Genomic DNA, 16,448 nt, shown 5'->3' on the forward strand with positions numbered 1-16,448 from the left:
CGTGTGCGGTACGCGGGTCAGCCGACGGGCCACTGGGCGACACGGCTCCTGGGCGGTTCCGGGGTGTCGTGCTGGACCCGGCCGTTGCGGATGGTGCCGCGCCAGGCGCCGCCCTCCTGGCCGAGCCCCTCGATGAACTGCTGGAAGCGGACCAGTTCCCCGCGCACCAGGCGCGCGGCCAGCTCCGTGACCCTGCAGGAGCGGGTGAGGACCTTCGCGACCCCGTGCGGCCGCAGCAGCATCCGGACCGTGATCGCGGTGCCGCCGGACTGCGTCGGCCGGAACTCGACCTCCCCCTCGTGGGTGGGGTGCTGCTCCAGGCCACGCCAGGCCAGGTAGGCGTCGGGGTCCTGTTCCACGATCTCGACCGGGAAACGGTGGCGCAGGGGGCCGTAGCCGAGGGTCCACGCGGTGACGGTGGGCCGCAGCTGCTCGACCTCGTGCACCACGGCCGAGAAGCGCGGGAACGTCTTGAACTGCGTCCACTGGTTGTAGGCCGTGCGGACCGGCACCGCGACCTCGACCGTCTCCTCGACGTGCCGCTCGCGCAGCGGACGGCGGCGTACGACGCCGTCGCCGCCGGTGCGCCCGTCGTCCTCTTCGTGCGCCATCCTGGTCCTTCTTCCGGGGGGAAAGCCGGGCACCCGGCCTCCCTCATGGGTCAGGGCACCCCTTCCGGTTCCCCGATCCCGGCTTTCGAGTCACCCGACGCACAGGCACCCCGGCCGGACCCGAGGCACGAGAAGGGGAGCCGCCCCGGAACACGAAAGCACCGGTCACCCACTCCTCCCCCCACCCACCGGCCACCTCCAGCTTCACCCCGGCCCCGGCCGGCCGCCACTCACCGCGCCCCGGTCGCGCGACGCGGCGCCGGGCCGACCAAGGAACACGCCCGGGCTGCGCAACGACAATCCCGGCCGCACGGCAGGCGATTACCACGGCATACCAGTCCACCATCGCCCCATAGTGAGCAATTCCCGTCACTTGACGACAGTTCGACACAAGACGAGGCGTACATGCGGTAGCGGGCGCATGCTCGCTCCACTCGCCGTCGGAAAGGGGACCGGTGGCCGGGTACGGCTGTGTGCCCGGGCCGGGAGCGGCGGCGCCGAAGCAAGGGGGACCCATGGACAAGACCCAGGCCAAGGACGCGGCAGGCGGCTTAGCGCGCACCAGCGCCACCTTCGCCCCGCACCTCGCCCGCACCGAATCGATCATCGACAACCCCGACAGCCTGAACCAGGGCGCCTACGGCGTCTGCGCCATGACGGCCGCCGTGCGCACGCTCCTCCAGCACGACCGGGCCCGTTTCGTGGAGCTGCTCCGCGCGGTGTTCGACCCCGGCAATCCAGGATTCCGCGGGCTCGCCGTCGACTCCGCCTCGCTCCTGGACCGCCGGCTCGCCCAGGCCGACGCCAAGCAACAGCGCTACCTGACGACCGGGCGGACGTACACGGAGCTGTACAACCTGGACTTCATCCTGTCCCGCGCGCTCGGCAAGCTGATCAAGGTCGCCGACTCAACCGTCTACCGCAGCCAGTGCGCGTTCTCCGAGCGCATCACCAAGATGTTCAACGTCAAGGGCGAGTGGATCGAGCTGTACCGCCTGCCCGGCACCCACACCGCGACGCTCGATGCCGGAGTGATCGACGACGCCCTGCGCCGCGACCTCGCCTACAAGAGCGTGCCCATGCTCGTCGCCTGCGGCTTCGAACTGGACCTGGCCACCAGCAAGGTCACCACCGTCACGGCGGGCGGCGAGTGGCGGATCGGCCACCCGCTGCCCGACGGCAAGCAGCGCACCGTCACGGTGGTTCGCGACGGCACCACCCCCGGCGAGGAACTGCTCGTCCGCTACCGCACGGACGGCCCGCTGCGCGCCGAGGGCGACCTCGGCCTCGACCGGGACGGACTGGAGTTCCTCATGCGGCAGGTGATCCGGGCGTCCGCGGTCTCCTCCTCCATCCGCGAGAGCGCCGTAGCGGTCACCGAGGCCAACACCGCGTTCGGCGCCGGTCCCGGGAGCTTCGTCTACGCGATGATCAACGGCAGTCGGCGTTTCATGGAGGCGGCAGGGGCGGCGCGCACGCACATGCCGGCCACCGACCCCGCGTTCGACTTCACCACCCCTGCCCCGCCCGGCCCCGACGTGTGGGGAAGGGCCCGCCCGGAATGCACGCACATCGTCGACGTCACCGGCCCGATCCGCACCGAGGGCGACAGGTACGTGCTGCCGGTGTGGACCTGGGCGACCCGCTTCGAAGCCCGCATCCCGCACAAGCTCATGGGCGAGTACGTCTACGGCTACGTGTACGGCCGCATCTAGGCACCCGTACGCGGTGAAGGGCGCGCCCGGGCGATGGGCGCGCCTGCGGGCTCCGTCTCTGCGGGTCAGGCGCCGGGCGGCGAGCAGGCGATGCCGGAGACGGGCGCGGTCTCGACGGGGGCACGGTCGGACGGGGAAGCGGCGCCCTGGTCGGCCCGGCGCGCGAGGTGGACCCGCAGCAGCCCTTCGATGCCGCGCAGCAGGGTCTCGCCGGCCGCCACCGGGTCACCGAGGTAACCGGCGCTCATCGCGCCGTCGCGGAGCATGACGAAGTGCCGCCCGGCGTGATCGGCCTGGGCGGGGGTGATGTCGGCGAACAGTCCCGTGACCGTCTGCAGGAACCACTCGCGGTGCTCCACCACGGCGCGGTGCACCGGGCGCCCCGGGTCGGGGAACTCCGCTGCCGCGTTGAGGAAGGCGCACCCGCGGTAACCCGGCGAGCGGATCTGCTCGACCAACGATTCCCCGATGCCCCGCAGGATGGCGTCGGTCGGCACGTCCGCGGCCGCCAGGGACCCGATCTGGGCGCGGATCGCCTGGTCGACACTGCCGAGGTAGGCGACCGCGAGGTCTTCCTTGCTGCGGAAGTGGCGGTAGAAGGTCGCGTTGGTGACCTTCGCCTCGGCGACCAGGCGGTCGACGCCCACGGTGTGGATGCCCTCCGCGTAGAAGAGCTGCCCGGCGGTCCTCAGCAGCCGCTCACGGGCCTCGGAGACCCGCCTGCCGGCACCTGCGCCGGCTTCCGTCCTCGTCATACGCCCATCGTAGCGGGTAGAACGCTCTCTCTTGTTTCAGAGGGACGGGTGTGCCAGGCTGACGGCGAGCGAGGTAGAGAGACCGTTCTCTCTACCTATTGCCCCGCAGTCGGCACACGTCATTCAGCACTTCTCATCGGAGGACCCCATGGCATCCACCGCCCCCGCTCCCGTCCCGGCCCCCGCCGAGCCCGTCGGCACCCCGCCCGTCCTGCGCCGGCTGTACGTCGTCCGCTTCGTCTTCGCCGTGGCATGGGCCGCGCTCCTGCTGCTCGGCGGCTCCGAACTCACCCTCGGGGTCCAACTGTTGCTGGCCCTGTATCCCGCCTTCGACGTGGCCGCGGCCGTCGTGGACGCCAGGTCGGCGCGCGCCGCCGGACCGCTCAAGGCCCTGTACGCCAACATGGCCGTCAGCGCGCTCGCCGTGGTCGGGGTCGCTGTGGCGAGTACGTCGGGCGTCGCGGACGTGCTGCGGGTCTGGGGCGCATGGGCGATCGTCTCCGGCCTGGTCCAGCTCCTGGTGGGCCTGGCGCGCCGGCCGATGGGCGGCCAGTGGGCCATGATCCTCAGCGGCGGCATCTCGGTCCTCGCCGGCGCGAGCTTCCTGCGCGGTGCCGCCCAGGACGACCCCGCGCTGACCGCCCTCGCCGGCTACGCCACGCTCGGCGGGATCTTCTTCCTCGTGTCGGCGGTCCGCCTGTCCCGCCCCGCCCGGCAGGAGCCGTAGGGCCGGCAACTGCCCCAAGGGGAGCGGCTGGTCGTATCACCGCGGGTCGTCGCCCCGGGGAGGGAACGCCGCGTACAGGGCTTCGGCATGCACCGCGTCCCACCGGCTGATCAGCAGGCGTTCCACCCCGCCGTCGTAGCGGCGCAGTTCGACTTCCTGCCCCTTGTCGAACTCCACCCGCACCCGCGGATTGCCGCAGACCGCCTCGGCCTCGCCGCGCACCATCTCGAACCAGATCCCGCGTACGGCGTACCGGAGGTCGTTGCCCCGGTGGCGCAGCACCCGCACCCGGCGATCGGTCAGCAGCAGGGAGGCGCGCCGCGGGACCAGCCCCCACAGCGCGCGCCCGTACGTCACCGCACAGCCGGCGGTCATCCGCTCGCCCTCAGGAACCCACAGGGACAAACGCTCCCGGTCGACCGACCACCTGGCCGCGTCCATCGACATCCCCCTCGCCTCCCGCACGGCGACGTCACCGTCCGGTGCTCCTCTACCCGGGCACAGCGCACGAAGTGCCCCGCCGGTCCGACGGCCCTGGTGGCGCCGTCCGGCAGGCATGGGTGCGACGCGGTAGGGCATCCGGGGTGACAGGTCGGGATGCCGCCCGTCGTTGTCACGGGCGTAGAAGGGGTGAAAGGTGAAGGGCTTCCGCAGCTTCATCCTGCGCGGCAACGTGGTCGACCTGGCGGTCGGCATCGTCATCGGAGCGGCGTTCACCGCCGTCGTCAACGGCTTCGTCAGCGCCTTCCTGACCCCGCTGGTGGGACTGGCCACCGGCGCCACCGGCGACATGGCCCGCAAGACCTTCACCGTGGGCTCCACCAAGTTCCCCTACGGGGCCTTCATCAACGCGGCGATCAGCTTCCTCCTCCTCGCCGCCGCCCTGTACTTCCTCGTCGTCCTCCCGATCAACAAGCTGCACGAGCGCCTCGCTCCCCACCACGACGTCCAGGCCCCCAAGCGGGACTGCCCCGAGTGCCTGAGCCCCGTCCCGGCCGAGGCCCGGCGCTGCGCCTCCTGCACCGTCGCCCTGCCCGCGGTACCCGCCCAGGCGGGGGAGACGACCCAGCGGGCCGGGTGACACCGGCGCCCCACGCCCGCATCCGCAACCGCTCGACACACGCGGGCGGTGGGGGGCATGCGCTCGTGCGCCCCTGTGTGCCTCTTCCGGCGGCGGGGGCCGCACGGCGAGGCTCTGGCGGCACTCCCGCCCGCTCGGGCGGGCACGGTCCCATGGAGGGGAAGAACCATGAGAAGGACAACCGGAAGACGCCGCGCCGTGGCCATGGCCGCCGTGGCACTGCTGGCGGGCGCGGCCGCCGCGACGGGCACGGCGGCCCCCGCGGTGGCGGCCACCGGTGACGTGCTGGTCGTGCAGAAGGACGCCGCGGGCAACCTGGTGACGCTGCAGACCTTCCTGTTCCTGCCGGGCATCACCGAGCAGACCGACGGGGTGCAGGCCGGGGCCACGCAGTTCGCGGTCACCAACCTGACGAACAGGACCCTCACCCTGACGGAGAAGACCCCGGCGGGCGTCCCCGTCCACTCCGCCACGGTGGCGGCGGGGGCTTCCGCCACCTTCGCCGTGACGGGCGGCGACAACGTGGCCCTCACGGCGCCGCCCGGCTAGGGCCGTGACCGCATGGGATGCCTGCCGGGTCGACGGAAGGCAAAGGCATCGTATGGTCTAGTCCAAAGTGACGGTTGGTCTAGTCCAACTCATTGACGTGACCCCAACACCTCCCAGAGCCTGGGGCGGCTCCCTCCACCCCACCCCCTCCGGGAGGCACGTCATGAGACCCCTTCGGGCCTGTTTGGGCGCGGCGGCGGCCGTCGCACTCGCCGCCGCCGGCGCGACCGCCTTCGTCGCGGGCAGCGCCTCGGGCGCGACCACCGCGCTGGGCAACCGCTGGTACGCCGCCGCCCCGTACCTGATGCCGCTGGACAACAACCCGCCGGACCCGGCCGCCATCATGGACGCGACCGGGCTGAAGGCCTTCCAGCTGGCCTTCGTCCTGGCCCCCAACGGCGGAGGCTGCACGCCGACCTGGGACGGCACGGCCCCCGTCTCCTCGGACACCGCCGTGCAGTCGGTGATCAACACGATCCGCAGCAAGGGCGGCGACGTTTCCGTCTCCATCGGCGGCTACGGCGGCACCAAGCTCGGCCAGGCCTGCTCCGACCCCGCATCCACGGCGGCCGCCTACCAGCAGGTCATCACCAAGTACGGGCTGCACGCCATCGACTTCGACCTGGAGGAGCCGGAGTACGAGAACACCGCGGCCATCCACAACGAGATCGGCGCCGCCAAGATCCTCCAGCAGAACAACCCCGGCCTGTACGTCTCCGTGACGACGGCCGGCACCGCGGACGGCACCGGCTGGTTCGGCAAGCAGATGCTGCTGGAGGCCAAGTCCCAGGGATTCACCCCCAACAACTTCTCGATCATGCCGTTCGACGGCGGCTTCAACGGCGCGGCGAGCCAGACCGGCGCGCTGACCAACTTCAACTCGATCCTGCAGTCGACGTTCGGCTGGGACCAGGCGACCGCCTACGCCCACGAGGGCTTCTCCGGCATGAACGGCCGCAGCGACACGGGGGAGATCTTCACGCAGGCCGACTTCCAGACGGTGCTGGACTACGCCACCAGCCACCACATGGACCGGTTCACGTTCTGGTCGCTCAACCGCGACCGGCAGTGCAGTCCGCCCGACAACGGCGGTCGTACGTCCGGCACTTGCTCGAGCGTGGCCCAGAACTCCTGGGACTTCGCCGCGTACTCCGTGAAGTTCGCGGGCGCCACCCCGCCGACCACCCCGCCCACCTCGACGCCGACGCCCACACCCACGCCCACGCCGAGCCCCAACTCCTGCAGGACGGCCTGGAGTGCGACGGCGGTGTACACGGCGGGCAACGAGGTCTCCTACGGCAAGCACAACTGGAAGGCCAAGTGGTGGACCCAGAACGAGGTCCCCGGCGCCTCGCAGTGGGGCCCGTGGCAGGACGAGGGCGCCTGCTGAACCCCGCCCGCGGGGAGGGCCCTTGACCCGGAGGCATCCGGAGACATCCGGAGGTAGCCGGAGCAGGAAAGGCAGTGGCGCTCCCCGCGCCCGCCCGCGCTGACGGTCCCGGCCCGCCGCCGTGGCCGCGGCGCGGGCCCTGGCCTTGGCCCTGGCGGCTCAGGAGTAGGTCATCGGACAGCCGTACCGCAGGCAGTACTGCGCGGCGCGCAGGTAGAACGCCACGTAGAAGGCCGCGTCGAGGTCCTCGGCCCACGGTCCCGGCCGCGCCTGGGCGGTCCGTTCGGCCTCGCCCTCGAGGAACCACAGGCTCAGGGCGAGGTTCTCGCCGGCCGGTATCGCGTCCACGGGCAGTGCGATGGCAGCGGCCAGCCGCTCGGCCAGGGCGAGCACCCGCGGGGCCCCGGCGACCGTCGTCTCGTCGCCGGAGTACGCGGTGCAGACGGGGAGGACGATCTCCTCCTCCAGTGCGAGGGGCACCAGCACGCTCCAGTCGAGGAGGGTCGACAGTTCCGTGTCGGCCAGGTGCGTCGTGCACAGCGCGAGGAAGCCGTCCATGGACGGGCTGACCTTCTCCTCGAACCCGCCCTGAGCCTTCCGCTCGGCTCGCGGCGGCTCGTACGGGGGCAGTCCGCGCCGCTCCAGCTCGGTGTTGAGCGCGGCGGCGACGTCCCCGTACCCGTCCTCACCCGGCTGCGACCAGTCCTGCGCGGCGACATCCACCAGATAGATACCCATGATCGCAACGTACCGGCCGCCACCGACAACGCCCGCGTGATCAGCCGCTCGGAGCCGGTACGACGGTCGGCAGCGGACTCGGTTCAGGGCAGGTGAAGTCCCACGTCCGGGCGCGGACCTGCTGCCACACCTGTGCCCAGTCCGTCGGACACGAGACGGACGGCACCGGCGCCGCGAGGGCCGGCGGCCCGGGTCCACTGGCCGTGTCCGAAGGCCGGGGCCGCACCGGATGGCACTCCACCTCGTAGGCACCACCGGTGCACTCGGTGTCCGACTCACCGCTGGAACACGCGGACAGAGCGAACACCAGGGCCGCCGGGACGACCACGACGGCACTCGCGGCCCTGGCCGTACGCGGCCGGTAACGCTTGCTCGCCATGTCCGGGCCCTCGGTCCGTGCGACAACAGGACGGAACGGTCAGTGTGGCGCACCAGGCGCGCGGCACACACCGGCGAGAACCAGCCACCGGGTTGAAGACGCACCGCGCCCGCACCCGCCCGGCGCGAACACCACGGCACACGGGGCTTCCACTCAGGCCCGATACGCGCCGTTCGTGCTTCCGCGCGCCCCTCCTGGCCGGAGCGCGAAGCTGCCACCATCACCCTGCTCGGCTCACGGCCACGGCGACGGGGGGACGCATGACGCGGCGATGGCTGGTGACGGGGTGCTCCTCGGGGCTCGGACGGGCGCTGGCGGGCGCCGCCGCGGAGGCCGGCGACCTGGTGGTCGCCACCGCCCGCAGACCCGCCACCATGGACGACCTGGCTGACCGGTACCCCGGCCGGCTGTCGGCGCTGGCCCTGGACGTGTGCGACACCGGGCAGTGCGAAGCGGCGGTCGCCCACGCGGTCGACCGTTTCGGCGGCGTCGACGTGCTGGTGAACAACGCCGGATCGGGACTGTTCGGCGCGGTAGAAGAAGTGTCCGACGACGAACTACGGGCGCAGCTGGAGGTGTTGACGGTCGCACCGTGGCGACTCACCCGTCTGGTGCTTCCCCTGATGCGCCGTCAGGGCTTCGGCCACATCATCAACGTCTCCTCGATCGCCGGACGGATCGGACTGCCGGGCCTGTCCGCCTACGTGGCGGGCAAGTACGCGCTGGAGGGTATGAGCCAGGCCCTCGCGGCGGAGGTCGCGCCCTTCGGCATCCGGGTGCACGCCGTCGAGCCCGGCGGCTTCGCCACCCGCTACGGCACCTCGCTGGCCGAGGCCGCCGGCCGCATCCCGGCCTACGCGCAGAGCACCGGAGACCTCGAGGCGGGCCTGCGGGGCATGGCCGCCAACCCCGACCTGACCCGACCCGAAGTCTTCGCCCACCACGTGCTGCGCCTGGTGGCATCACCCACGGCCCCCCTGCGCCTACCGATCGGCGCGGACGCCTACGCCTTCCTGGAGGCGGCCGAGGCCGCGGGCACCACCGAGCTGGCGGCAGCACACGCCTTCGTCCAGGGCTCCGCCGAGCGCCCGGGGACGGACGCGGCACCCGTGACGCCCTTTCCTGCATCCGGTCCGGCGCGCTGAGCGCCTACAGCTCGAACTGCAGGTCGACGATGTCCTTGAGCTCCACTTCGAGGCCGTGGGCGCGGCGGCCGCCGTCGCGGAAGTACACCTCGCCCAGCGCCTCGGCGGCGATCTCGCGGAGGTCGTCCTCGGCGGTCCCGGCTTTCTGGGCCTGGAGGAGGCGGGCGGCGTGCCGGGGCGGCAGGGCGAGGGTGAGGTGCCGTAGGCGGGCCTGGTCGGTGCTGCCGGCGGCGGCGGTGTAGCCGAACCTCGCCTGCACATCGATCATGATGCCGCTCGTGGTGGCCGCGGCCTGTTTCGCCTTGGCCCTGATCTGTGGCTGCCAGCGTGCGCGGACCTCGCGCTCCAGCCGGTCGGCGAGCTCCGGCCGGGGCCTTTTGATCTGGTTCCTCACGTACCGCTCCACCGTGCGCCGGCTGATGCCGAGCAGCTCGGCCACCGGCATCGTCCGGCCGCCGTGCCTCTTGATGAGGTAACGCATCTGCGCCCCGGCGGACTTGGGAACGGGCCGAGTGAACGCGCCCTGCACCGCCCTGTCGAGTTCCTCCCCGACCGTGACCATCGCCCAACGCTCCTTACTCTCCGGTGTCCCGGGCGGTGACCTCGCCGGTCTTGATGTAGCGGGCGAGATTGGCGACATGGTCATCGGCGCTGAGCTGCTCGAGCACCTCCGCACCCCACAGCAGGCTCTGGGTGCCCTCGTGCTTGACCATCCCGGGTGAGACCCCCAGCCGGAACGAGCCCGGCACGGTCTTGCCGTCGGCGCCGTAAGGCAGCACGTCCAGCGGGCCGGGCCCGTCCGCCGCGTACACGGCGCAGTCCGAGAGGACCGCGACCGGGTAACGGCCGGTGGCCGCCGCCAGGTTGAGCATCTTGCGGTGCATGTTGATCCGGGCCCTCGAGATGACGGTCGCGCGGATGTCCGGCCGCCATGTCGGGCGGGCGAGGGCGGGCCAGGCCTCCCCCGGTCTCCAGCCGCTGCCGCGCGCCTTCTCCTGGAGCTTGCCGATGCCGCCCTTGACGGTCATCTTGATCGCGTCCACCACGATCCCCAGCTCCGGATCACGGCTCCGGTAGCCGTCCATCGCCTCCAGGAACTCGGCCGGAGACAGCTTCTCCGGGACGCCGAGGTCCGCCATGGTGGCGACGTAGGCGTCGCGCAGCCGCTTGTACCAGCCGTCCAGGAACCGGCCGCTCTCCGGGCGCACCCACGCCTCCACGGGCGCGACGTCGTAGCCGAGCTCCACGGCGTACGCGACCGTCGGGGTGGCGTACCAGGCCGGACCGGTCGGGCGCCGGCCGGTCGGCGTGAACGGGCTGGGCAGCAGTGCGGCGTCGAGGTCACGCCACTGCTTGCCGACCTTCACCCGGGACAGGTCGACGTGGGAGAGGTCGACCAGCCACGAGCCGGGCACCGCAGCGTCGAAGGCCGGGTCGGTGACGTGCACGGGCGGCGAGGCCAGACCGACGACCGCCCCGTTGGCGGCAGCACCGAACGCCAGGTTCACGTCCAGGCCGACCAGGTGGCGCTGCGTGCACTCGGCATCGGTCAGGTCCCGCGCCCAGTCGTAGGCCTCCTCGAACAGCCGCTCGCCGGGGCCGCGTTCGTGGAAGCGGGGCAGATGGGCCAGGACGGGGTGGCCGTCGGTGGCCTCGCACGGCGCCGGGTCCAGCGGCTGGGTCCCCAGCGAACCGGGCCGGTGCTCGCGGTGCCGCTTGCCGTCGGCGTCCGGCTCGCTCGCGCGGGTCGGCGGGCTGAGCGCCGTCATCAGCTGCAGCCCCGTCACGGCGGTGGAGCCGACCGGCGTCATCACCCGGGCCGCGTACACGCCCAGCACGCGCGCGAGTTCGGCAGGCTCCAGCTGCGCGGCATGCCCCCAGGCACGGCCGTCAGGAGGGGATGCACAGCTGCACGCACCTGCGGCGGCTGCCCTGGGCAGGGCGGTAGATACGCGCCCACGGCCCCAGCCCGCGCCGGGTCAGCTGCCAGTCGGCGCGCTCGAGCTGCCTGACGACCTTGTGCCCCTCCGGCAGCCGCCCGGCAAGCCGCTCGGCCTCGGACAGGACGGCGGGCAGGCCGTACCGCTCGCACGCTGCTGCGGTGAGCACCAGCAGCGGATCGCTGTCCCTGCCCGACCCGTGCAGCCTCCCGGCCCCGAGCTGCGCCTCCGCCAGCGTCCACTCGACAAGGGCGGGCAGGGACCTGGCGGGCACGTCCACGACCAGACCGCCGACGCCGTAGCCCGTCACCCTCCGCTCGGCGTCGGCGTCCAAGACGAGCAGCGGGCCGTGCGGGTACGCCCCGCCGGACGCGGGGACGTCCGCCCGTGCGGCCTTCCCCGCCTCGGGGCGCCGCAGGCCCGGGGCCCGGTCGGCACGCGGCAGCGACACCTTCGCCCGGACAGTGACCAGGGCCTCCTCGGTTCCAGGCGCGGCAGCGGCAGCGTCCGGCACCCCGGCCGTCGTCTGAGGCTGCGCCGCGGGAGCGGCGGGCGTCGCTGTAGCGGTGTCCGTGTCCTCCTTGGGGGCGCCCGCGTCCTCCTCGGGGGTGCCGGCGTGCTCGTCGGGGGCGGGGTAGAGCTCGGCGAGCTGCTTGAGCAGACGCGCATACGCCTCCCGCTCGGGCGGCCGCGGCTCGGTCCGGCCCGCCTCCCAGCCGCCGACGGTCGCCCGCCGCACGTCCAGGGCGGCCGCCACTTCGTCCAGGGTGAGCGCATGCGCCTGACGCAGCCGCCTGCGCTCCGCCGGCGGCGGCAACGGAGACCGGGACGCGACCAGCGCGTCAACCGCGTCGAACAACTCCGACATGAGACACCTCCGTCGTGACTCTACCTCTGAAACGACATTCTCGCGTACTAAAGACGTGCAGATCGCGTACATCTGGCGTATGGAGTGAATGGTGTACGGGTGGGCCCGCCCTCTGGCGGGCCTCGCCAACGACCTGCTGGACGCCGTGTTCGCCCCCGCGGCCACCGCACGGGCATTCGCCGAGTTCTCCCCGGGGCGCCGGGGGCTGCTGTGAGCGCTGGCCGAACTGCTGACCGCCGATGACTTCCAGCGCGTGCCGTTCGGCTCCCGGCGCCGCTTCCTGGGCCGACGTCCTGCTCGTGCCCGAGGATGACCAGGAAGTCGTCCTGATCACGGCCGACCCCGGATCACCTGCCGTGCGGGCCCTGTACAGGCCGGCCAGCAGGCGACCTGAAACGAAAGACGCGGACAGGTCTCTCTTCAGCGGTCACAGGGCCGTCACCGCGGCACGGAGTGAGGTCCCGCGTCGCGGTCGGGACCGGCCCGCAGGATCCCGAGCTGTCCTGCGGGCCTTTCTTACCGGGATTTCCTGCACCCCGACAGCTCACACCCGTTGACGATGCCGCAGGCCGCGCACGACCAGGATGGGCGGCCGCCGTCGCGGCAGGCGACGAAGAGTGACGGTCGCCGTCCCAGACAGCAAAGTCGTCGTCGCTCACAGGCGCATCGTCGCAGGCAACACTGTCGCCGCCATCAAGCAGGTCCTGCGATCTCTCTGTCAGTGATCCGTAAGAGAGCTCCTGGCCCACCATGGAGCGTACATATCGCGTACGGGATGCGATGCAGAGTGGGGAAGGGCAGCCTGGGGGTGGTCGGTAGCCCGCACTCCGCGTCGTCGCAGATGGTCCCGGATGGCTCGCGATGAGTACGCCTTGTCCGCCAGCACTACGAAGGGCCTGATCCTGGGCCTACCAACTCGACGCGGGACCCGGATGGCAGCCATCACGTGCTCGGCGTGAGCACGAAGAACAACGGACGACAGCCCTTTTGTGGTTAACCCACTACGCGATCGTCCGATCGCGTGGTCGGCGGGCTCAGCATCCGGAGCCCCTTTCTGCGGGCCCCGGCGCCGTTCTGGTGGACGCACACGATCGTGAAGTCGACCGCGACGACCCAGTCCAGGTCACCGTCGGCATCCGCTTGAGCGAGCAGCGCGGTGAAGGCACGTTCCTAGGTGCCGTCGATGGCCCACTTACCGGCTCGCCCGGCACCGTTCGAGACAGGGCGCATCAGGGGCACCGGACGCGGGCGCGGATCTCGGGAAACCGAGGCGGTCATGTCGGTGCCCTGCCTCAAGCGCAGCAGCACCCGCCCCCGCGTGCACGGCTACTGAACTTGAACTCCTGATTTCGGTCCTGAGTGTCACAGGGCCTCCAGGACGGCTGCTCCACGGCATCAGTCTGGGCAACACCTACTTCCACAACGGCCCGCTGGGCCTGTCGGCGACGTCAACTGCCGTTGTGGACAGGGCTTCAACCGGGAGCCCAGGGGCACGCTCAACTCCATGACAACCGGGCTGGCCCTGGTCGGCATTCTTTACGCCATCGGCGCGGTCGGCTGAGCGGAACATTACGCACTCACGGAGGACCCGATCACATGATGCTCCACGCGATGACACTGGCCGAGCGGTGGGACGGCCCGCCGTGGTTCAAGTGGGCCTGGCTGGCGCTGGCAGCGGTGGGCGCGGTGTTCGTCTTCACGATGCTGGCGCGCCGGGATGGGCGCAAGTAACGCCTGTCGGGGTCGAGTTTCGGTGGCCCGGGCGCCTGCTTTGACCACCGAAACGGCAGGGTTTGGAGCAGTGCGGTGAGCGCGCGGGCCAGGCATTCATCGTCGAGCAGCCCTACGTGTCCCTCGGCCAGATGCTGGGCCCCACTGATCAAGGTGTCCACGAACGTTTCCGGCTCCAGAGCGGCCGCGTCCCGGACCAGATCGAGCAGGCCGTCCTCACCTCACGCCGTTACCGCCACCCGCAAGGGCGAGATCAGCCGCTGTCGGTGCGGTCGAAGCCGCGCAGTGCGGGGTCCAGCTCCCTGTGCTGCGCCGCACAGGGAGCAGAGGCGGGTGCCGGGCTGTTTCCGCGAGGTCCAGAGCCCGCTCCAGGGGCAGCAGCGGCGCGTTCTGCGGGGCCTCGGTGCAGTGCACGGCGCCGCCGGGTCCGCCGCCGCCGGCCTTCTGCACCCACTCCGAGGGGCGGCGCGGTGCCAGCGCCTCAAGCACCGGCGACGGCGGCGGGGGCTCAACAGCCTGCTGCCGGAGTACAGAGGCCTGGGCCGCGCTGTGGCTGTGCGGCCAGCGCGTACGCGCCGTGCGCGTCCCGTACGGGACGCGCACGGCGCCGGTCTGACCCGGCGGGGACCAGGACTATCCGGCTGCCACAGCCACCTGGCACGCCCACCGGTTTCACCCCTGGGGCCAGCCCGCATACCAGGGCGCTCCCTACGGGGGCAGCGCCGGGCGACCTCCTAGGCGAGCGCTGCGGACGTCGTTGCTCTCAGCGGCAAAGGGGACTATCCCTTCCGCACCCCTCTACGGTATGGTAACGGCTGTTACCATTCAGCTATGGCGAAGACACAGCTGGGCGCACGCGTGGATGAGGACGTGGCGGAACTCGCGCGCAAGCGAGCCGCCGACCTGGGCCTGAGCATCGGCGACTATCTCGCCCGTCTGGTGCAGGACGACACAAGCGGCCTGCGCGCCCGCGCCGTGGACGCGGCCGCCCGCTTCCTGGCCGAGCACCAGAGCGTCTTCGACGACGCCGAGAACGCCCAACAGGCCCCCCGGGGAGCACACGCGGCCTGATGAACGTGCACATCGACGTCCCCTGGATCCTGCAGGTCGCCGAGGCAGCCGGAGCGGATGACCCGGCCCCCGACGACTACGGCGTGCCCGTCTGCGCAGTCGCCCGCCACCGCGCCGACCTGTTCGATCAGCCCCTCTACGACGGCCCCTACGCCAAAGCCGCCGCGCTCGTCCACACCCTGGGCCGCTGCCGCTGGCTGGAGCGATCCAACATGGCCGTCGCCGCCGCCACCGGTGTCATGTACCTCGAAGCCGCCGGCATCCCCGTCAAACCCGCTCGCGAGGACGCCATCGCCCTCAAGGACCTTCTCCTGGACGCCACCTGCACCGCCGGGAAGATCGCCGCCCTGCTGCGCACCTGGCCCACCACCACCTGACCTTCAAGCCCGCCCTCACGGTCTGCCGGTGGAACCGGCCGCACCCGGTTCCACCGGCAACGCCCAAGCGCCTGGCCGTCCGCTGGGAACGCCGCACCGAACTCCACGACGCCTTTGTCTCATTGGCCTGCGCTCTCATTTGCTGGAGGCGACTCAACAGGCGCCGGTTCTGATCGCATCACAAGCCTTCAGCTACAACGCACACCACTCTCACCCAGAGAGCCGGCCGCCTGAGTCTGGGTGAAGTCGTACACCAGGCCCCACGCCCGATCGGTGTCCAGGACAAAGTCGCCCGTGAAGGTGGCGAGGCCGTCCATAATTGGGACTTCGACCTCGCCACCTGAGGGCACGATGCCGTCTCCTGCGAGTAGAGACATCCGCTCGGCGTCACTCATCAGATGGACGACCGCGTGATCACCTCGGAAGGCCAGGATCAGCACCGGGAACTCCTTGTCCGGCGACCGAACCTCCACATATACCTGGCCGCAGGACCGCAGGTTGTTGAAGGCGATCTGACAGGTCCTTCACCTCTGAACGTCTCTCAACGGATCGAACAGCCCATATTCCGGCGACGTCGCCGCCCACATCACGCTCATCCAGCCACTCCTCCTCACACAAGCCGTCGCCCGCGATCCCGGGCCACGCTCCACCATGACGGGACTACTGGGGCTGGGCTGCATGATCGTGTTACGAGTTCTGAGACGCGCGGAGGGTCCGGTCGTTTGATGCAGAGTGTCAGCTGGTCCGTGTCACGGCGGTGTGCAATGCGATCTCACTTCATGACGATCACCTTCCGGGTGATGATCCCCAACGCATGGGACCGATAGGCAAGTGAACGATCGATGGGTGGCTCGGCGGCGGGCGATGCTTTTGCTCGCCGCAGGCCTTCTGCTGTCGGGGTGTTACGTATCAACGGATAACGACCGATTCCCGGAGAAGAAGGTCATCGGGAGAGCGACTCTGACGCGGGAGTGGACCGGTGACGGAGCGAGCCTCGTGCTGCGGGATGGAGGCTCTTTCTCAGCGTCCGGCCTGAAGCTGGAATACTTCGAGTGTGCCTTGGGAGGCGTCCGCAAGAAGTCCGGCGACGGCACCTGGACCTCCCTCGAGGACAGTGACTCCACCTCTGTACTCGTCAACTTCAGCGACGGTTGCTCCGCGACACTCTGGGCAGGCGAATCCGACGGGAAGACGGTTTTGTGGGCCACCCAGGCTGACGACCAAGAGGTATTGATCCTCAAGTAGATGCCGGCATGACTGAGGCCTCGCGAGCTGCTTCGTCGCTGCGCAGGGCAGTTCGCGTCTGGTGTCGCTGACCGACGGCGACCGCAACTACATCACCTAACGATCTCGCGCACGGTAGGCGGTGAG

17 protein-coding genes and 3 pseudogenes are annotated in these 16,448 nt (G+C 71.1%); 12 read left to right on the top strand and 8 right to left on the bottom strand.

The window, feature by feature from the left end; all coding sequences use genetic code 11:
- Positions 1-17: 17 nt before the first annotated feature.
- Positions 18-611 (bottom strand): SRPBCC family protein, encoded by a 594-nt coding sequence (locus tag E4U91_RS35580; RefSeq protein ID WP_137311213.1) that lies wholly within the window; start codon positions 609-611, stop codon positions 18-20.
- A 515-nt stretch (positions 612-1,126) separates the two neighbouring features.
- Here E4U91_RS35580 and E4U91_RS35585 point away from each other — a divergent pair.
- Positions 1,127-2,326, top strand: a complete 1,200-nt coding sequence (locus E4U91_RS35585) for a hypothetical protein (protein WP_137311214.1) — start codon at positions 1,127-1,129, stop codon at positions 2,324-2,326.
- 65 nt (positions 2,327-2,391) lie between these two features.
- Here the strand turns inward: E4U91_RS35585 and E4U91_RS35590 are convergent, their stop codons facing one another.
- Positions 2,392-3,081: a TetR/AcrR family transcriptional regulator gene (locus E4U91_RS35590; protein WP_137311215.1), complete on the bottom strand. Its 690-nt coding sequence runs from the start codon at positions 3,079-3,081 to the stop codon at positions 2,392-2,394.
- 148 nt (positions 3,082-3,229) lie between these two features.
- Here E4U91_RS35590 and E4U91_RS35595 point away from each other — a divergent pair, with 148 nt between their 5' ends.
- Complete coding sequence (locus E4U91_RS35595; RefSeq protein ID WP_137311216.1) at positions 3,230-3,808, top strand: hypothetical protein; 579 nt, start codon at positions 3,230-3,232, stop codon at positions 3,806-3,808.
- 36 nt (positions 3,809-3,844) lie between these two features.
- Here E4U91_RS35595 and E4U91_RS35600 read toward each other — a convergent pair whose 3' ends face one another.
- Entirely contained in the window at positions 3,845-4,249 is a 405-nt protein-coding gene (locus E4U91_RS35600; RefSeq protein ID WP_137311217.1) for a hypothetical protein, read from the bottom strand.
- Between the two features lie 196 nt (positions 4,250-4,445).
- Between E4U91_RS35600 and mscL the strand changes: the two genes are divergently transcribed.
- From mscL to E4U91_RS35615, 3 genes are all read left to right on the top strand, one after another.
- Positions 4,446-4,889 carry a large conductance mechanosensitive channel protein MscL gene (mscL, locus tag E4U91_RS35605; RefSeq protein WP_137311218.1) on the top strand — a complete coding sequence of 148 codons (444 nt, stop codon included), beginning with the start codon at positions 4,446-4,448 and terminating at the stop codon, positions 4,887-4,889.
- Positions 4,890-5,057: 168 nt separating this feature from the next.
- Entirely contained in the window at positions 5,058-5,438 is a 381-nt protein-coding gene (locus tag E4U91_RS35610) for a hypothetical protein (protein WP_137311219.1), read from the top strand.
- A gap of 163 nt (positions 5,439-5,601) precedes the next feature.
- Positions 5,602-6,828, top strand: a complete 1,227-nt coding sequence (locus tag E4U91_RS35615) for a chitinase (protein ID WP_137311220.1) — start codon at positions 5,602-5,604, stop codon at positions 6,826-6,828.
- Positions 6,829-6,987: 159 nt separating this feature from the next.
- On the opposite strand, the gene E4U91_RS35620 is transcribed toward E4U91_RS35615, so the two are convergent.
- Complete coding sequence (locus tag E4U91_RS35620; protein WP_137311221.1) at positions 6,988-7,566, bottom strand: hypothetical protein; 579 nt, start codon at positions 7,564-7,566, stop codon at positions 6,988-6,990.
- A 639-nt stretch (positions 7,567-8,205) separates the two neighbouring features.
- On the opposite strand from E4U91_RS35620, the gene E4U91_RS35625 reads away from it, so the two are divergent.
- Positions 8,206-9,090 (top strand): SDR family oxidoreductase, encoded by an 885-nt coding sequence (locus tag E4U91_RS35625; protein ID WP_137311222.1) that lies wholly within the window; start codon positions 8,206-8,208, stop codon positions 9,088-9,090.
- A gap of 4 nt (positions 9,091-9,094) precedes the next feature.
- Here E4U91_RS35625 and tpg read toward each other — a convergent pair whose 3' ends face one another.
- On the bottom strand, positions 9,095-9,652 hold the full coding sequence (gene tpg, locus E4U91_RS35630; protein ID WP_137311223.1) for a telomere-protecting terminal protein Tpg: 558 nt from the start codon (positions 9,650-9,652) through the stop codon (positions 9,095-9,097).
- Positions 9,653-9,665: 13 nt separating this feature from the next.
- Positions 9,666-11,898, bottom strand: a pseudogene (gene tap, locus E4U91_RS35635) (telomere-associated protein Tap).
- Between the two features lie 88 nt (positions 11,899-11,986).
- Here tap and E4U91_RS39690 point away from each other — a divergent pair.
- Positions 11,987-12,112, top strand: coding sequence for a hypothetical protein (locus E4U91_RS39690; RefSeq protein WP_277755375.1), 126 nt, complete (start codon positions 11,987-11,989; stop codon positions 12,110-12,112).
- Positions 12,113-12,185: 73 nt separating this feature from the next.
- A pseudogene (locus E4U91_RS39350) lies at positions 12,186-12,284 on the top strand (transcriptional regulator); the annotation flags it as partial.
- A 431-nt stretch (positions 12,285-12,715) separates the two neighbouring features.
- Here E4U91_RS39350 and E4U91_RS39975 read toward each other — a convergent pair.
- Positions 12,716-12,859 (bottom strand): annotated as a pseudogene (locus tag E4U91_RS39975) (IS5/IS1182 family transposase); the annotation flags it as partial.
- Between the two features lie 635 nt (positions 12,860-13,494).
- On the opposite strand from E4U91_RS39975, the gene E4U91_RS39695 reads away from it, so the two are divergent.
- The 3 genes from E4U91_RS39695 (at position 13,495) to E4U91_RS35655 (ending at position 15,077) form a co-directional block, all read left to right on the top strand.
- Positions 13,495-13,629 carry a hypothetical protein gene (locus E4U91_RS39695; protein WP_277755376.1) on the top strand — a complete coding sequence of 45 codons (135 nt, stop codon included), beginning with the start codon at positions 13,495-13,497 and terminating at the stop codon, positions 13,627-13,629.
- Positions 13,630-14,460: 831 nt separating this feature from the next.
- Complete coding sequence (locus tag E4U91_RS35650) at positions 14,461-14,700, top strand: hypothetical protein (protein WP_137311224.1); 240 nt, start codon at positions 14,461-14,463, stop codon at positions 14,698-14,700.
- Positions 14,700-15,077, top strand: a complete 378-nt coding sequence (locus E4U91_RS35655) for a fic family toxin-antitoxin system, toxin component (RefSeq protein WP_137311225.1) — start codon at positions 14,700-14,702, stop codon at positions 15,075-15,077. The genes E4U91_RS35650 and E4U91_RS35655 overlap by 1 nt, the downstream gene beginning before the upstream one ends.
- A gap of 188 nt (positions 15,078-15,265) precedes the next feature.
- Here E4U91_RS35655 and E4U91_RS39365 read toward each other — a convergent pair whose 3' ends face one another.
- Positions 15,266-15,517: a hypothetical protein gene (locus tag E4U91_RS39365; RefSeq protein ID WP_241678937.1), complete on the bottom strand. Its 252-nt coding sequence runs from the start codon at positions 15,515-15,517 to the stop codon at positions 15,266-15,268.
- Between the two features lie 391 nt (positions 15,518-15,908).
- Between E4U91_RS39365 and E4U91_RS35670 the strand changes: the two genes are divergently transcribed.
- On the top strand, positions 15,909-16,322 hold the full coding sequence (locus E4U91_RS35670; RefSeq protein ID WP_137311226.1) for a hypothetical protein: 414 nt from the start codon (positions 15,909-15,911) through the stop codon (positions 16,320-16,322).
- The last annotated feature ends 126 nt before the right edge of the window (positions 16,323-16,448 follow it).

It is taken from the genome of Streptomyces lasalocidi, from assembly GCF_005280215.1.
Taxonomy (GTDB): Bacteria; Actinomycetota; Actinomycetes; order Streptomycetales; family Streptomycetaceae; genus Streptomyces; species Streptomyces longwoodensis.

Excerpts from the sequence above, each read along its gene's own strand:
- E4U91_RS35650 (WP_137311224.1), top strand. The coding sequence starts at position 14,461 with ATGGCGAAGACACAGCTGGGCGCACGCGTGGATGAGGACGTGGCGGAA.
- E4U91_RS35610 (WP_137311219.1), top strand. The coding sequence starts at position 5,058 with ATGAGAAGGACAACCGGAAGACGCCGCGCCGTGGCCATGGCCGCCGTG.
- E4U91_RS35600 (WP_137311217.1), bottom strand. The coding sequence starts at position 4,249 with ATGGACGCGGCCAGGTGGTCGGTCGACCGGGAGCGTTTGTCCCTGTGG.
- E4U91_RS35590 (WP_137311215.1), bottom strand. The coding sequence starts at position 3,081 with ATGACGAGGACGGAAGCCGGCGCAGGTGCCGGCAGGCGGGTCTCCGAG.
- tpg (WP_137311223.1), bottom strand. The coding sequence starts at position 9,652 with ATGGTCACGGTCGGGGAGGAACTCGACAGGGCGGTGCAGGGCGCGTTC.
- E4U91_RS35595 (WP_137311216.1), top strand. The coding sequence starts at position 3,230 with ATGGCATCCACCGCCCCCGCTCCCGTCCCGGCCCCCGCCGAGCCCGTC.
- E4U91_RS35585 (WP_137311214.1), top strand. The coding sequence starts at position 1,127 with ATGGACAAGACCCAGGCCAAGGACGCGGCAGGCGGCTTAGCGCGCACC.
- E4U91_RS39690 (WP_277755375.1), top strand. The coding sequence starts at position 11,987 with ATGGTGTACGGGTGGGCCCGCCCTCTGGCGGGCCTCGCCAACGACCTG.
- E4U91_RS35615 (WP_137311220.1), top strand. The coding sequence starts at position 5,602 with ATGAGACCCCTTCGGGCCTGTTTGGGCGCGGCGGCGGCCGTCGCACTC.
- E4U91_RS35620 (WP_137311221.1), bottom strand. The coding sequence starts at position 7,566 with ATGGGTATCTATCTGGTGGATGTCGCCGCGCAGGACTGGTCGCAGCCG.
- E4U91_RS35580 (WP_137311213.1), bottom strand. The coding sequence starts at position 611 with ATGGCGCACGAAGAGGACGACGGGCGCACCGGCGGCGACGGCGTCGTA.
- E4U91_RS35625 (WP_137311222.1), top strand. The coding sequence starts at position 8,206 with ATGACGCGGCGATGGCTGGTGACGGGGTGCTCCTCGGGGCTCGGACGG.
- E4U91_RS35655 (WP_137311225.1), top strand. The coding sequence starts at position 14,700 with ATGAACGTGCACATCGACGTCCCCTGGATCCTGCAGGTCGCCGAGGCA.
- E4U91_RS39695 (WP_277755376.1), top strand. The coding sequence starts at position 13,495 with ATGATGCTCCACGCGATGACACTGGCCGAGCGGTGGGACGGCCCGCCG.